The organism is Lachnoclostridium sp. An181, from assembly GCF_002160325.1.
Classification (GTDB): Bacteria; Bacillota; Clostridia; order Lachnospirales; family Lachnospiraceae; genus An181.
In genome coordinates this window covers 237,874-252,824 of record NZ_NFKJ01000002.1, presented here as the reverse complement: position 1 = coordinate 252,824, position 14,951 = coordinate 237,874, and the positions used below count along the sequence as shown (strand labels likewise).

Here is a 14,951-nt window from a genome sequence, read left to right as displayed (position 1 = left end):
GTCAGAAGAGTGCGAAGACCGGAGACACAGCAAACGCAGCAATGCTTGCGGGAGCGATGGCAGCAGCACTTGCAGCAATGGCAGCATTCAAAAAACGCAGAGAAGATGATTGATCTCTGAGCAGATCAAAGGAGGGAGCATTGCAAAATAGATGAGCGATCATCTGTGGAGCAATGCTCTCCTATTTTTTTATCTGTCAGTCTTAAAGATAAACTACTGATTCACAGCAACGGAAATCCGTATCAATGTTATGCGCAATCACTTGTACTTTAAAGTTTCTGGTGCTGCACAAAGAGCCATGATTTTTACAGGATACATTCAAATCTTCAGGAAGAACAAATTTTACACATTTTACAAGGATATCTTTGCAGCCCGGATAGTGGTGGGCAGGAATGGTGATCGCTTTCATGCCCCGCTGATGTTCTTTTCCTTCGCAGTCTATCTCTTTGAGAATGATTGCCAGAGCTACGCGCCTGTTAGGGCAGACATTTTTGACTGTCACATCCAGCTGCACGATTCTTCCAAGGGATTCCAGATAAGCATCTCCAAGGTTGACTGTGAGCGCATCCTGACATTTCCCGATTTGAAAATCTACAGGAATCGGGCAAGGCTCCGGGGATACAATGATACCACAGTCCACTTTGACGGAAGGTTCCGGAAATGTTACCGTATTTCCCTCTGAATCGTAGTATTCAATGGATTTATTGATCAGTTTTGTGCCCGGATTTTGTGTGATGTGTTTGATATAAAATTCAAGTACAGCACCTTCGTTTTTGGAAACACCGAGGGCAGGGATTTTCCATTGCAATCCATTTGGGTCTGTCATCATCGCAGTTCCTTTGTTTGGCGGCACAACGCTGATAATGTGAAAATCCGGATTTACGAGTTCATCGATCACAATATTTGTGGCTCCTGGTTTTGAAATGTTTCCGGCAAGATCGGAAAACAAATCTTCCAGTTCAGAGTCATCCGGTGTTACAGCCACATGAGAAGAAACCGGATCGCTTGCCCATTCATTGAGTGTATCGACATCAATGCCGTTATCTCCGATCAAACCAATGCAATAGATGATGATTCCTGCAGCCTTGGCAGCTTCTGCAACCGGGGTAGGAGGGGCGCCTGTCGTAGTTTTTCCATCTGTGAACATGACAATGACTTTTTCGTTTGAAGATGAAGGATCAAAGAGCTGGATTGCTTTGGAAAAAGCGTCCGCATGGTTTGTGGTCCCGCCTGCACTCAGCTGCTGCACTGCCTCTTTTAAAGTGTCGACTGAAGTGATCAGCTGTGCATTGACAGTGGCAGTGCCGGCAAAACTTACAATGCCGATATGACTGCCGGAGCCGATATTTCCGTCTGCAGTCCCATCTGTTGACTCGTCAATGATATCGATAAATGTTTCTGCACCTGCCTTCATGTTTTCCAGCGGACTTCCGGACATGCTGCCGGAGCGGTCAAGGACAAGAACAATATCCACAGGATTTTCTGTAATGTCAGGAGCTGCGCAAAGGGATAGGGTGACTTTAAGAGTACCTTCGCAATCTATCTGATTTGTATCAATTTGTTTGTTTGCATTTGTAATACCCATTATATAACCTCCTTATTGATGGATTGGGGAAGAAGACCCTCTTTTCTTAATAGCATATGTTTGGGCAACCATAAGTGTACATCCACCAGAACGGGAAGGAATAAATTTATTGTACATTGCCACTGGACTAAAATTATAGTAAACTATCTCGTGCAGCAAAAAGAAGAAGGAGGATAATATCTTTGAATACGATCAAAAAGTTTATACATTATTATCAACCATACAGAACTGTATTTTTTATCGATCTTTTTTGTGCGGCCCTCATCAGTGTGATAGATTTGGCTTATCCGCAGATATTGAGGACTTTGACAAAAACTTTATTTGCCGGGGATGCAAGCGTTTTGATGAAGGCACTGCTGCCCATTGCGTTCGGCCTTTTGGTGATGTATATCGTACAGGCTGCGTGCAAATATTATGTGAGCTACCAAGGACACATGATGGGCGCGAGAATGGAGCGGGATATGCGTAAGGAGCTCTTTTGGCATTACGAAAAACTGTCCTTTTCCTATTATGACAATCATAATTCCGGACAGATGATGAGTAAACTTGTGTCAGATTTATTTGATATCTCTGAATTTGCACATCACGGACCAGAGAATCTGTTTATTTCTCTGATCAAGATCATTGGTTCTTTTATCTGCCTGTTTCTTATCAATGCAAGGCTGGCAGTGCCGCTTTTGATTCTTGTAGTTGTCATGATTTTATTTTCCGCAAATCAGAATAAGCGGATGCAGCAGACATTCATGGAGAACAGGAGAAAGATCGGCGATGTGAATGCCAGTCTCCAGGACACGCTCGCAGGTATCCGTGTCGTGCAGTCTTTTGCCAATGAAGAGGTGGAACGGAAAAAATTTGGAAAGAGCAATGAGGGTTTCCTGAAATCCAAAAAGGATAATTACAAGTGTATGGGAAGTTTCATGGGAGGAAATTTGTTCTTTCAGGGAATGATGTACCTGGTAACAGTCGTGTACGGCGGCTATCTGATTGCAAAAGGGTGGATGGACGCGACAGATCTGGCCATGTATGCGCTGTATATCGGTATTTTTATCAGTCCGATTCAGATTTTGGTCGAGTTGGCGGAGATGATGCAGAAAGGATTTTCAGGATTTAAGAGATTCCTTGCCGTGATCGAGACAGAACCTGAAATTGTGGACGCGCCGGATGCGAAACCGTTGGAACAGGTCAAAGGACATGTGTGTTACGAGAATGTCAGTTTTTGCTATGATGAGACAGAAGAAGTATTAAGTCACGTATCTTTCGAGATACCGGCTGGAAAATCTGTGGCACTGGTGGGGCCTTCAGGAGGAGGAAAGACAACGATATGTTCCTTACTGCCAAGGTTCTATGATGTGAATGGCGGAAAAATTTCCATTGACGGCAAAGATGTCAGCAAGGTGACATTAAAAAGCCTGAGAAACCAAATCGGAATCGTGCAACAGGATGTGTATCTGTTTTGCGGTACCATCAAAGAAAACATTGCATATGGAAAACCGGGCGCTTCTATGGAGGAGATCATAGAGGCGGCAAAACAGGCGAGCATTCATGATTTTATCATGGGACTTCCGGATGGGTATGATACCTTTGTGGGAGAAAGAGGGACAAGGCTTTCCGGAGGACAAAAACAGAGAATCTCCATTGCCAGAGTATTCTTAAAAAACCCTCCGATATTGATTCTTGACGAGGCGACGAGCGCATTGGATAATGAAAGTGAAAGACACATTCAAAAAAGTCTGGAGCAATTGTCAAAGAACAGAACCACCATTACCATTGCTCACAGGCTTTCCACAATCCGCAATGCGGATGAAATCATCGTGATAAACAATGAAGGAATTGCGGAAAAGGGAAATCACAGAGAGTTGATGAAAAAAAACGGTATCTATGCAGGCTACTACAGGATGCAGTTTGAAGGTCTTGATATTGTGGAAGACTAGTCAAAGAAAGGACGGCAGAAAATAATTTTGTTGGATGATGAGAGTTGGAATATATGAAAGTGAATATGGGGAGGAAAAGCAGCAGATAGCTTTTCCTCCCCATATGTTGTCAGTGGCAGACCTTGCAAGGGCGGGATTTCCCGCTTTCAGAAACAGTGCCACTGTAAATATTTTTGGATCTTTTTAAAGTAGAGCAGTCAGGAGTAGAGTGATAGACTTCGCCATTAGGAACCCAGTAAACAGTGGTAGAAGTATTCTGCTCCTGCGAGGCAGCGGCTTTGGCCTCTTCCTCAGCCTTTTTCTTAGCTTCCTGCTCGGCTCTGATACGTGCCTCTTCCTCAGCTTTTTTCTTAGCCTCCTGTTCAGCCTTTTTGCGTTCTTCCTCCTGTTTTCTTGCCGCCTCGCGTTTAGTCTCAGCTACCGGGTCGGTCACTGTAATGGAAGTCGAGTTGCTTTTGACTGAATCGTTGGCTTTAAAAAAGATGGTGGCAGTTCCTTCTTTTTTAAAGGTTATGATTCCCTTCCCGTCTTTGTATTCTAAATCCGCAATATCATTGTCAGAAATTTCCAAAGAATGAATTTTAGAATTCTCAGGATAAGCATCAATTTCCAGAGTCACTGTGTCATGAATTTCAAAGGATTTTCCGCCAATAGCAACAGTACAGCTTTCCAGTTTTGGTGTGGAAAACATGGAAAACAAAAAAAGTATCAATGAAAAAGCTGTAGCAACGCCGGAAATGACCAGTTTTTTCGTTTTTTGGTTTACAGGAGTTTTTTTCAAAAGCAGATAAGCAATAAAAATAAGTCCCGGAATCCAAAGAAAAGGTATCAGCGCCAAAAGCAGGCAAACGATAAGAACATAAAACAAATACTTTAAATATTTCATACTTTCCCTCTTTCGATTTTGATCGAGAGAAACCAATCACTTGAAATCATTGCCAATGTGAGTTGATTTTATTTGACAAATCCCACGGATAATTTTCTGTACACCCCCATTCCCCACACAGCAGTTTACTATAAAGATAATGTATTGTCGACAAAAACTGTCACAAAAAGCAAAAAAAAGAAAGAATTTATGGGTAAATCACATCAATTTTTAAAAGATTTTTGGGTGTTCTATCATTCATATGGAGTATCCGCCGCAAACGTGCTAGAATAAACAAGACAGATAAGAATGCCAAAGGCCAAGGATATGGAAGAAAAGAGATGAACGAGAAAGAACAGTTAATGCGTTATAGGAAAATGCAGTTGGCAATACAGGAGCGTTTCAATGACACAGTTTATCTATAGGCAAGGAGGATGAGGCAAAAGAATCTGTCGGAGACTGAAAATCAAGTATTGGGAAGGGGAATGGATATGGCAGAAGTACAGAGAATTGAAAACATGCATGGAGGAAAGGGACATGTGATCATCAAATGCCTTCTTGGCGAGAAGGAATTAAATGGGAAATGCGGGCTCTACGCAGAGGTTACCATTGAACCTGGATGTTCCCTTGGATATCACGAACACCATGGAGAGAGCGAGACGTACTATATTTTATTCGGAAAAGGGGAGTACGATGACAATGGTGTGAAAAGAGAAGTGAAAGCCGGAGATGTGACCTTTACTCCGGACAACCATGGACACGGACTTGTAAATATAGGCGAGGAAGATTTGGTGTTTATGGCTCTCATTATTTTCGACTAATAAAATGAGGAAAAAGAAAGATGCTTGGCATATTGCCGGCATCTTTTTTTTGAAAACACTTGACAATAATAAATATCTAGTGTACTATTTAACTAGTTCACTAGTGCGAAAGGAGGAGCTATGAAGTACAACAATGAAATGCCGATTTATTTACAGGTGATTCGGGATTTGAAGAAAAAAATGATCACAGGGCAGCTGCCTTTGGGGGCAAAGATGCCGTCAAACAGGGAGTTGGCGGTAGTGTATAAAGTAAATCCCAACACTGCTGCCAGAATTTACAAAGAACTGGAGCTGGAAGGATTGTGCTACACAAAGCGTGGGCTTGGCACATTTGTTACAGGGGAGGAAGTGCAAGTGGAGACATTGAAAGAAGAGATGGCAAGAGAGCTTTTAATACATTTTATGAATGAAATGAGGGATATTGGATTTCAAAAGAAGGAAATCCTGACAAAAATTGAAGATTATGAGGAGGGATTGGAATGATTTTGGAGAGCATAGGGCTTACAAAGATTTTCCGCATGAAACCGGCGGTTTTGGATTTTAATGTTAAGATCGAAAAGGGGAGGATTTACGGACTTCTGGGGCCAAACGGAAGTGGAAAGACGACCTGGATGAAAATGGTGGCAGGACTTACAAAGCCGACAAAAGGAATGCTTTTATTTGAGGGGGAACCGTGGAATTATAAAAATAAGGCAAAGATTGCCTATATGTCAACGGAACCGTTCTTTTATGAGTTTATGACTGTGAAAGATGTCGGGGAGTATTACAATGATTTCTTTGAGGATTTTGATCTGGTGAAATTTAAAAAGCTTATAAAGGAAAATCATCTGGATGAGGAAGAAAAGGCGAAACACCTGTCCTCTGGTATGAATGCAAAATTAAAAATTATTGCTACATTGTCCAGAAAGGCAGAACTATTTCTTCTTGACGAGCCATTAAACGGTATTGATATCAAGGCAAGAGAAGAAATCGTCAATATGATCATTGAAAGCAGCAGTGACGAGAATGCCATTGTGATTTCCACGCATCTTTTGGATGAAATAGAGAGTTTTATGGACGAGGCTATTTTTGTGAAAGAAGGAAAAATTATTCGTCAGGTAAAAGCAGAAGAGACAAGGATGGAAGAACAAGTCTCTATGAAAGATATTTATATGCAGATTATGTAGGAGGGGTAGTATGGGACATCTGATAAAATATGAATGGAAAAAACAAAAAACGTCCAGAATGATCATTTTGATGCTGTTGGCAGTATTTATTCTGGCCATGATTGTGGGTGAAGTGACAAATTCTGAAGGGCTGGTAGGGGCAAGCCTTATGACTATGATGTTTGCGACAATGTTTGTGATCTTTTATACAAGTCTGGAATGTCTGATTGTTTTTAACAGGGATTTACGCACAAAGCAAAGCTATATGCTCTGGATGCTGCCCATGTCCACATGGAAAATTCTTGGTGCAAAATTTTTGGCCGCGATCTTACAAATTGTGTTTGTGGCAGTATCCTACGTGACGGCATTCCTGGTGCTTGTCAGTGTGGAATATGCAATAAACGGGCGTATTGGGGAATTCCTTGCGGATACAAAACAGCTTATTGAACTAATAGGAGATGTAAGCATCAATTGGGGAGATGTGGCTTTAGTTTTTGGTGTCCTTTTCCTCGTATGGCTCATTGTGGTCATGACAGGTTTTTTGGCAATCATTATCTCGAGAACGGTATTTTTAAAGTCAAGGTTTGCAGGACTGTTTTCAGTTATTACGTTTTTTGTCATTAATTTTGTTATAGAGAAACTGTATGGGCTCTGTCTTGGGATATGCGGCATGGGGTATGAGGATACCTTTTACAGAACAAGTGGACAGATTCCGATTTTTGATTTTGCTTTCTACATTGCAATAGGCTTTCTTTTATTTGTAATATCCGGATGGCTTGCACAGCGTAAATTGAGTGTGTAAATATGGAAAAGCTGCAAAAGGGATTGTCGTAAAAAGGAAGAAAAGGTGTACAAAATAACGGGAATTATATATAATAGGGGGCAGAACAAATGAAAAGAGGAGAAAAAACAGCATGGATTTTAACAAAGATGAATTGATGGAATATTTTCTTGTCGACAACCCGGACAATGTGATGGATAAACTCCTTGAATTCAACCGTCTGATGATGAAGTACCGCTCTGCCATCCGTGAGGTTACGACAAAGCTGGAAGTCCTGAACGACGAACTGTCTTTGTACGGCAACAGAAATCCAATTGAAGATATTCAAAGCAGGATCAAGACCCCGGTGAGCATTGCAGAAAAATTAAAAAGACTGGGAAAACCTGTCAATATGGATGAAATTATGGAGAATCTCAACGATGTGGCCGGGATCAGGGTTATCTGTCCGTTTATTCAGGATATCTATCGTGTGGCAGATATGCTGACAAGACAAGATGACATTACGGTCATAAAAGTAAAAGATTACATAAAAAATCCAAAGGAGAACGGCTACCGCAGTTATCATCTTATCGTGGAGGTTCCGGTGTTTTTTTCCGATGTCACACAGCCGATGCGCGTAGAAGTTCAGATCCGCACAGTTGCCATGAATTTCTGGGCAAGTCTGGAACACCAGATTCGATATAAAAAAGATATTGAAGATGCAGAGAAAATTACGAAAGAACTCAAAGAATGTGCGGATATCATTGCAGTGACGGATGAAAAGATGCAGAAATTAAAAGATAAGATATTAGGAGAAATGAAATAACATAGACCTGGAACCATGGTGGGAGGAGCAGAAATATGCAACTGTTCCTCCTGCTTTAGTATGGCAAAGTTTGATAAAAATTGACAAAAGCGGGGAATATTTTTATAATTGTATCAAATGTTATGAAAACATGGACCGTTTTGGTTTCCAGGAGAGGAGATGACATATGAAAACAGAAGGACAAAATACGTTCAGAAAAAAAAGGGTGGGCTTGATTATACTCGGGGTAGTTGACGCAGTGCTTGCAGTTGCGTTGATCGTTTCCTTTTTTGCCTCATGGGAACCTGAAACTGAACATGTAAAAAGCGGACTTTCTTCTGATTTCGCAGTGAATGCATCGATGTATGGAAGTGAGGACACGGTGTACAAATACACTGCAGAAGGGGCAAAGATTGTCTACGATGGGACAACAGTAAAGTCTTCTGTTGACACAGATACAGATGATAAAGACGGGAAAGACGAAGAAGATGAAGGCGGGATGTACAGTGGATTTATATTTCCGGACAGCAGCAAAGAGTTGATCACAGATGAAGAGTTGGCAGAAAAGGTGACAGATAAGGATGCCTGCCAAAGGGCGATAAATGAAATTTATGCTCGCCATGGATATGAGTTCTCTTCAAGGGATAATGTGGATTTTTTTGAAAAGTATGACTGGTACAATGAACTTGAAAAGAGCAGCAATATGGATCAGGTAAGCCAGAAGTTCAATCAGACAGAAAAAGAGAATGTTGAAAAACTGCAGAGATACAGCAGAGAACAGGGATGGTAGAAGGGAGGCGCAAATATGTATTGCCCAAATTGTGGAACAAAATGTGACGGTGAAGATTTATTCTGCAGAAAGTGCGGGACTTCATTGGCGCAGTATCAGGATATCTGGCAGCAGTCCCAGGAAGAAGGGCCTCAGCTTTTTCCGGCAGATAATGAGGAGAGGCGGAAAAGAAAAAAGAAACCGATTGTAAATATCAATATCAGAGATTTGCTTGACAGTGTCGAGAAGGCAAAAGAGGACGAGAAGAAGGAAGAAAAGAAGAAAAAGCAAAAAGCAGAACAGGTTCAAAAGCCTCTAAAAGAAGAGCCAGAGATTGAAATCAAGGAAGATACAAATGTGAAAGTCCAGCAACAACTCCAGGAGGAAATGAAAGACGTGCAGGGCAAACAGGAAGAGCCGCCAAAAGAGAAGGAAAGCCGTCTTTTTGAGGATAAGGAGGAAGATGATACTGACGAGATAGAGGATATCGAGGATATTGAGGATTGGGCGGATTTCGATGATATTGAGGATGAGGACAGCTATGAAGAAATGGATGAGTTGGAAGAACAGTCAGAAAGGAAATGGAGACTTTCCAAAAAGCTGTTGATCCCAGTGTGTGAAGCCGGAGCAGCAGTTGTTCTTTTTATTTTACTGATGGTATCTATTGGCTCACATTTTTCACCTGAAAAAAGCGTGAAGGGGTACTATGAGGCAGTATTAAATAAACAATGGGATAAAGCTTATGCATATTGTTCCTTCCCGGATGACGAAATGCTTTCCCAGCAGATGTACGTGGATGTGCACGCGAATGACACAAAGAGGGAGACGTATAAGTCACTTAAAGTAGAAAAGGCAGGAAAGTCTGGAGAAGATTCAAATCTCACTACATACCGAGTGGAGTACTGGATTACAGGGGAGACAGAGAAGAGACAGGAAGAAATCCAGGTAACAAAAGGGGATGGCGGGTTCCTATTCTGGAATAAGTGGGAAGTAGTTCCGGGGAATGTGTGGGCAAAAGACGTGCAATTTAAAATTCCGGAGAGCGCAAAACTGACTTTAAACGGAGCATCTGTTGAAAATGGAAAGAACGGGGAAGATGGAATGAAAACCATTACACTGCCGTATCTTTTCCTTGGGGAATATCAGATGGAAGTTTCCTCAAAAGGAATGACCTCATACCGGGACTGGATAACTGTGGATGAAAACGGAAGTGACAAGTCAGAGGTTGTCCTGTCTGTATCAGAAGATGAAAAACAGCAGCTGACCAGTCAGTTTGCAGAAGATCTGACTGCAATTTTAAAGATGGCCTTGAATGAGGATTCTTTTGGAAAAGCTGAGCAGTATTTTTCAGAAGAAACCTTTCAGGATGACAAGATCAAAGAACAATACGAAAAACTGGTTGAGGTTGGTGAGGAGTCGGGGACAACCGGATTTACGATTGCCAATATAGAGGCGAGTGTGAAAGAATCCGAAGGCAGCCCGGACAAATTAAGTCTTCTTGTCACCATGGATGTGGAGATTGAATACAAAAAGAGTCTTTTTGGCTCCAAAAGGACAGAGGAGAAGGCATACGAAAACTATGTGGATTATGAAAAGGATGGAAAGGAGTGGAAACTTGCATCGTTTCCAATTTCCTATTCTGATTTGACATACACGGATTAAAGGGTGCTGTGCAAAAAGGCGTTGGCTTTGCAGCGCCCTTTTGCGCATTTTATAAAGAGAAAAGGAGATGAATTGTGAACATGAAAGAGAAAAAGATTATTTTGGCGTCCGCTTCACCGAGGAGGAGAGAACTTTTGGAGCAGGCAGGACTGGAGTATGAAGTGATGCCAAGCAGTGTGGAGGAGCAAGTGAGGTTTGATGAACCAGGGCTTGTTGTGGAAGATCTGGCGGCAAAAAAGGCAGAGGAAGTAGCGAAGAATGTGGAGGATGGCATTGTGATCGGCGCAGACACGGTCGTTGCGCTGGATGGAGAGATTCTCGGAAAGCCAAAAGATGACGAAGATGCTTTCCGGATGCTTTCGGCAATGCAGGGAAAGGCGCACACTGTTTATACAGGTGTTTCGATCGTAGTAAAAGAAAACAAAGAGAAGAAGGAGGTCCAAACTTTTTCAGTTGGAACGAAAGTTTTTATGTATCCTGTGGAGGAAAAGGAAATCCGGGCATACATTGCCACAAAAGAGCCATGTGACAAGGCCGGAGCCTATGCCATTCAGGGGAGGGGTGCTACTTTTATTGAAAAAATTGAGGGAGATTACAACAATGTGGTTGGGCTGCCGCTGTCCAGGGTGTATCGGGAAATCCGTAAATATTTGTCACCTTCCCATGACTGATAGAGAGACAAAAAATTGGATATACTGAAAAAAGCACAAAAAGTGGGAGAAGGTGTTGGATATGAGATTTCGGTTCGGCAGCAATCTGGCAAGAATAGGTGATGATAATCCGGAAACAGGCAGTGAGATCATTGTAGAGATTATTTCTGTGGAGGAGTACAGGGAGTGTTTTGAGAAACAGATCCGCCGGAAAGATTTGACGACAAGCATTGAGCAGGTCCAGTACTGTAAGGCAGATTTGCTCTCAAACAGCATCATCGGAACATTTGTCATTCCGGACAAGAAAAACCTTCTGGGAAAAAAGAAATGGTTTGGCTATTTCATTGAGGACAATAAAATTTTGTTTATTGATGAAAACGGGATAGTGGAGGAGATTCTTTCACATATTGTGGAGGTTCCCAAAAGGAGAAAGGCCGCAGTGGCGCATTTTTTATTTGAAGTCATGGAGTACCTGATACAGGAAGATGTCATTTTTCTTCAGAAATATGAGGAGAAACTGGCAAAATTTGAAGAGAAGATGTTGGACGGAGAGCTTACGGATGTGGACAGGAAAATTCTGCATATCCGAAGGGAGCTCTTGACTATGGATGCGTATTATCAGCAGCTCGTGGCTGTGAGCGATGTGCTGGAGGAGGATAGCGGTCATCTTTTTGATAAGGAGGAGTCAAGGCTTTTTGGGATTTATTCCTCAAGAGTCACAAGACTTCAGGAGCACACACATACACTGAAAGAGTACACTATGCAGCTTAGAGAGATGTACCAGTCCCAGATTGACGTAAGGCAAAACCAGATCATGAAATTTTTGACAGTTGTGACAACAATTTTTATGCCGCTGACATTGATCGCCGGATGGTACGGGATGAATTTTGTCAACATGCCGGAGTTAAAATCGCCGTATGGATATGGGATCGTCATTGTTGTAAGTATTGCAGTGATCTGCATGGAGGTCTGGTATTTCAAAATAAAAAAATGGTTTTAAAAATTCATTGCTTTCACTTGACAAAGTGATAAATGGTTGCTATTATATAAAAACAGAACGCACTCTGTTTTTTGAAAACATGGAGGAGAGCATATGAGAAAACAAGTATTTTCACTATTGGTAGACAATAATCCGGGAGTGTTGAGCCGGATTGCAGGACTTTTTAGCAGGAGGGGATACAGCATTGACAGTATCACTGCAGGGGTGACCACGGATACCAGATACACCCGGATTACTGTGGTGGCAAGCGGGGATGAGCTGATACTTTCCCAGATTGAAAAACAGGTCCGGAAACTGGAGGATGTGATAGATATCCGGGTTCTCAAAGATGATGCAGCTGTTTACAGGGAGCTTGTGCTTGTGAAGGTCAAGGCTGATGCAGTAAAAAGACCGGAAGTCATAGCGGTCGCAGACATTTTCCGTGCAAAGATCATTGATGTGGAACAAGAGTCCATGATTATTGAGCTTACCGGCAGTCAGTCAAAAGTGGGGGCATTTTTAAATCTTCTGCAGGGCTACGAGATTCTGGAACTGGCCAGAACAGGGATCACTGGCTTGTCAAGAGGGATCACAGATGAACATGTGCTTGGCGGCACCACAGAGGATTGACAGTTAAGACAGCTAAAGGCAGCAGCCTTTAACAGCTTGTCCGTGAAACGGCAGGCAAATATAGAAAACCAATACATAATTAGGAGGAATACAGTTATGGCAAAAATTTATTATCAGGAAGATTGCAATTTATCTATGCTGGAGGGAAAAACCATCGCGATCATTGGCTACGGCAGCCAGGGACACGCGCATGCGTTGAACTTAAAAGAGTCCGGATGCAATGTTATCATTGGTCTTTACGAAGGCAGCAAATCCTGGAAGAGAGCAGAAGAGCAGGGATTTGAAGTGTACACGACAGCTGAGGCTGCAAAAAAAGCCGATATTATCATGATCTTGATCAACGATGAGAAACAGGCTGACATGTATAAGAATGATATTGCACCAAACTTAAAAGAAGGCGATATGCTGATGTTTGCACATGGTTTCAACATTCATTTTGAGCAGATCGTACCGCCTGCAAACGTTGATGTTACTATGATCGCACCGAAGGCACCTGGACATACAGTAAGAAGCGAGTATCAGGCAGGAAAAGGAACACCTTGTCTTGTGGCAGTATATCAGGATTACACCGGAAAAGCGCTTGATATGGCATTGGCATACGGACTTGGAATCGGCGGGGCAAGAGCAGGAATCCTTGAGACAACATTCCGCACAGAGACAGAGACAGACCTTTTTGGTGAGCAGGCAGTTCTCTGCGGCGGTGTATGCGCATTGATGCAGGCTGGTTTCGAGACTTTGGTTGAGGCGGGATATGATCCGAGAAACGCTTATTTTGAATGTATCCACGAGATGAAACTGATTGTAGATTTGATCTATCAGTCCGGTTTCTCAGGAATGAGATATTCTATCTCCAACACTGCAGAGTACGGTGATTATATTACAGGACCAAAGATCATCACAGAAGATACAAAGAAAGCGATGAAGAAAGTGCTCGCAGACATTCAGGACGGTACTTTTGCAAAAGATTTCCTGCTTGACATGTCAGCAGGCGGTCAGGCTCACTTTAAAGCAATGAGAAAACTTGCAAGCGAGCATCCATCAGAAAAAATCGGAGCAGAAATCCGTAAACTGTACAGCTGGAGCGATGAGGACAAATTGATCAACAACTAATCTTGACAATGTACATACCGCAGCCGAAACTTTGGGGCTGCGGTATTTTGCTATTGTAAAATGAAAGGAACCTGCTATACTGATAGTCGAATTTGAGTTTTCAGGAGAGGAAGGATAAGTGTGAAAAGCAATAGAAAGATACTGTACATCGGAGCTGCTTTAGTGGCAATTGCCATTATAGTGTCCGGGTTTTATATGAAAAAGGATTGTCTTAAGATGCCGGTTCTTGTACAGCAGAAAAGATTTATCACCGTGAAAGAGGGAGAAGAAAAGGTAAAGGTACCACTTTATTTTCTTGTTGACATTGACCAGACCAATAAAGTCAAGGATATGAGCCTTGAAAAGATGGATACAGAAGTAAAGACGGAATCCACGGCAGCTAATTACGGCAGATACAACCTGGAAAAAGTCGAAGTGGAGGTTTCTCTGCCAAAAGACTGGGGCGGGGAGACTGTGATGAAAAGCGGGGAGATAGTATTTGAAGACGAGTCAAAACTTGCACTGGATCTGGGAACGCTTGTGCTGACACAGAAGGAAAAGAATGTGGAGGCGGAAGGGGAAAAAATAAAAAAGGAGGAAGGAAAGTTTGATAAGAAAGAGTTTTTTGAGGGCAGAGACGAAGTAAAAGAGTACTTAAAGGAAAGGGGGGCGCTGTAAATGAATATGGGGTATAAGCTTACCTTTATTGGGATACTCCTATCCCTTCTGTCTGTCAATATTGCTGGGTTTGAGACCGGTATCATCGGAGCCCTGATCCTTATTATCGGATCATGGAAACTGTATCTTGGAGATAGCAGAAAAGATTTTTTTAAGATGTTTGTGTTTGGGATTGTCATATTCTTTCTCAAGATAACCGTGTCGGTTTTTGCGCAGGTGCTGAAGATTGGTATGGCTGCCACAGAACAGTATCTTTTAGGTGCAACAGGGATGTTTATTATGTTTTTTGTTTATACTTATTTTCTTATTGCAGCAGGAGAGAGGGCATTTGGAGACAAAGAGGAGGAACTTAGACAATATGCAAAAGAAGTGAGGATCTGGCAGATTATGGAGATTGGGTGCCTGATCGTGTATATGGGGGCGATTTCATTTTGGATGGCAAGTGCGATCTACATTGCCGGTATGTTCCTCATACTTCTGCAGGTGTATCCGGCTATGAAAGCTTGGGCATTTATGAAACGCGAGAAAAACTAGAAAAAAAGACAACCACATGACGGAATGGTTGTCTTTTTTGATCATATA

Annotated in this window: 17 protein-coding genes; 15 read left to right on the top strand and 2 right to left on the bottom strand. The window is 42.2% G+C overall.

What is annotated here, in order from left to right; genetic code table 11:
• Window positions 1-113, top strand: a 113-nt coding sequence (locus B5F18_RS13030; RefSeq protein WP_143468348.1) for an LPXTG cell wall anchor domain-containing protein, incomplete at its 5' end; no start/stop codon positions are given.
• An 89-nt stretch (window positions 114-202) separates the two neighbouring features.
• Here the strand turns inward: B5F18_RS13030 and B5F18_RS02485 are convergent.
• Window positions 203-1,585 (bottom strand): vWA domain-containing protein, encoded by a 1,383-nt coding sequence (locus B5F18_RS02485; protein ID WP_087156072.1) that lies wholly within the window; start codon window positions 1,583-1,585, stop codon window positions 203-205.
• A gap of 182 nt (window positions 1,586-1,767) precedes the next feature.
• On the opposite strand from B5F18_RS02485, the gene B5F18_RS02480 reads away from it, so the two are divergent.
• On the top strand, window positions 1,768-3,516 hold the full coding sequence (locus B5F18_RS02480) for an ABC transporter ATP-binding protein (RefSeq protein WP_087156071.1): 1,749 nt from the start codon (window positions 1,768-1,770) through the stop codon (window positions 3,514-3,516).
• A 109-nt stretch (window positions 3,517-3,625) separates the two neighbouring features.
• On the opposite strand, the gene B5F18_RS12560 is transcribed toward B5F18_RS02480, so the two are convergent.
• Complete coding sequence (locus B5F18_RS12560; protein ID WP_087156070.1) at window positions 3,626-4,402, bottom strand: hypothetical protein; 777 nt, start codon at window positions 4,400-4,402, stop codon at window positions 3,626-3,628.
• 470 nt (window positions 4,403-4,872) lie between these two features.
• Between B5F18_RS12560 and B5F18_RS02470 the strand changes: the two genes are divergently transcribed.
• The 13 genes from B5F18_RS02470 to B5F18_RS02410 all read left to right on the top strand — a co-directional run bounded on the left by B5F18_RS02470 (window position 4,873) and on the right by B5F18_RS02410 (window position 14,903).
• On the top strand, window positions 4,873-5,202 hold the full coding sequence (locus B5F18_RS02470; protein ID WP_087156092.1) for a cupin domain-containing protein: 330 nt from the start codon (window positions 4,873-4,875) through the stop codon (window positions 5,200-5,202).
• 120 nt (window positions 5,203-5,322) lie between these two features.
• Window positions 5,323-5,685 carry a GntR family transcriptional regulator gene (locus B5F18_RS02465; RefSeq protein WP_087156069.1) on the top strand — a complete coding sequence of 121 codons (363 nt, stop codon included), beginning with the start codon at window positions 5,323-5,325 and terminating at the stop codon, window positions 5,683-5,685.
• On the top strand, window positions 5,682-6,368 hold the full coding sequence (locus B5F18_RS02460; protein WP_087156068.1) for an ATP-binding cassette domain-containing protein: 687 nt from the start codon (window positions 5,682-5,684) through the stop codon (window positions 6,366-6,368). Before B5F18_RS02465 ends, B5F18_RS02460 begins: the two co-directional genes overlap by 4 nt.
• A gap of 10 nt (window positions 6,369-6,378) precedes the next feature.
• Window positions 6,379-7,149, top strand: coding sequence for a hypothetical protein (locus B5F18_RS02455; RefSeq protein WP_087156067.1), 771 nt, complete (start codon window positions 6,379-6,381; stop codon window positions 7,147-7,149).
• Between the two features lie 112 nt (window positions 7,150-7,261).
• Entirely contained in the window at window positions 7,262-7,933 is a 672-nt protein-coding gene (locus tag B5F18_RS02450; protein ID WP_087156066.1) for a GTP pyrophosphokinase, read from the top strand.
• A gap of 166 nt (window positions 7,934-8,099) precedes the next feature.
• Window positions 8,100-8,702 carry a YARHG domain-containing protein gene (locus tag B5F18_RS02445; RefSeq protein WP_087156065.1) on the top strand — a complete coding sequence of 201 codons (603 nt, stop codon included), beginning with the start codon at window positions 8,100-8,102 and terminating at the stop codon, window positions 8,700-8,702.
• 15 nt (window positions 8,703-8,717) lie between these two features.
• Window positions 8,718-10,343 (top strand): zinc ribbon domain-containing protein, encoded by a 1,626-nt coding sequence (locus B5F18_RS02440; protein WP_087156064.1) that lies wholly within the window; start codon window positions 8,718-8,720, stop codon window positions 10,341-10,343.
• A gap of 80 nt (window positions 10,344-10,423) precedes the next feature.
• On the top strand, window positions 10,424-11,014 hold the full coding sequence (locus tag B5F18_RS02435) for a Maf family protein (protein ID WP_087156063.1): 591 nt from the start codon (window positions 10,424-10,426) through the stop codon (window positions 11,012-11,014).
• 61 nt (window positions 11,015-11,075) lie between these two features.
• Complete coding sequence (locus B5F18_RS02430; RefSeq protein WP_087156062.1) at window positions 11,076-11,993, top strand: magnesium transporter CorA family protein; 918 nt, start codon at window positions 11,076-11,078, stop codon at window positions 11,991-11,993.
• A 93-nt stretch (window positions 11,994-12,086) separates the two neighbouring features.
• Window positions 12,087-12,602, top strand: coding sequence for an acetolactate synthase small subunit (gene ilvN, locus B5F18_RS02425; RefSeq protein WP_087156061.1), 516 nt, complete (start codon window positions 12,087-12,089; stop codon window positions 12,600-12,602).
• A 96-nt stretch (window positions 12,603-12,698) separates the two neighbouring features.
• Window positions 12,699-13,712, top strand: a complete 1,014-nt coding sequence (ilvC, locus tag B5F18_RS02420) for a ketol-acid reductoisomerase (RefSeq protein WP_087156060.1) — start codon at window positions 12,699-12,701, stop codon at window positions 13,710-13,712.
• Between the two features lie 120 nt (window positions 13,713-13,832).
• The gene (locus B5F18_RS02415; RefSeq protein ID WP_087156059.1) at window positions 13,833-14,369 is read left to right on the top strand and encodes a hypothetical protein; all 537 of its coding nucleotides are present in this window, start codon (window positions 13,833-13,835) and stop codon (window positions 14,367-14,369) included.
• Window positions 14,370-14,903, top strand: a complete 534-nt coding sequence (locus B5F18_RS02410) for a hypothetical protein (protein WP_087156058.1) — start codon at window positions 14,370-14,372, stop codon at window positions 14,901-14,903.
• Window positions 14,904-14,951: the final 48 nt, after the last annotated feature.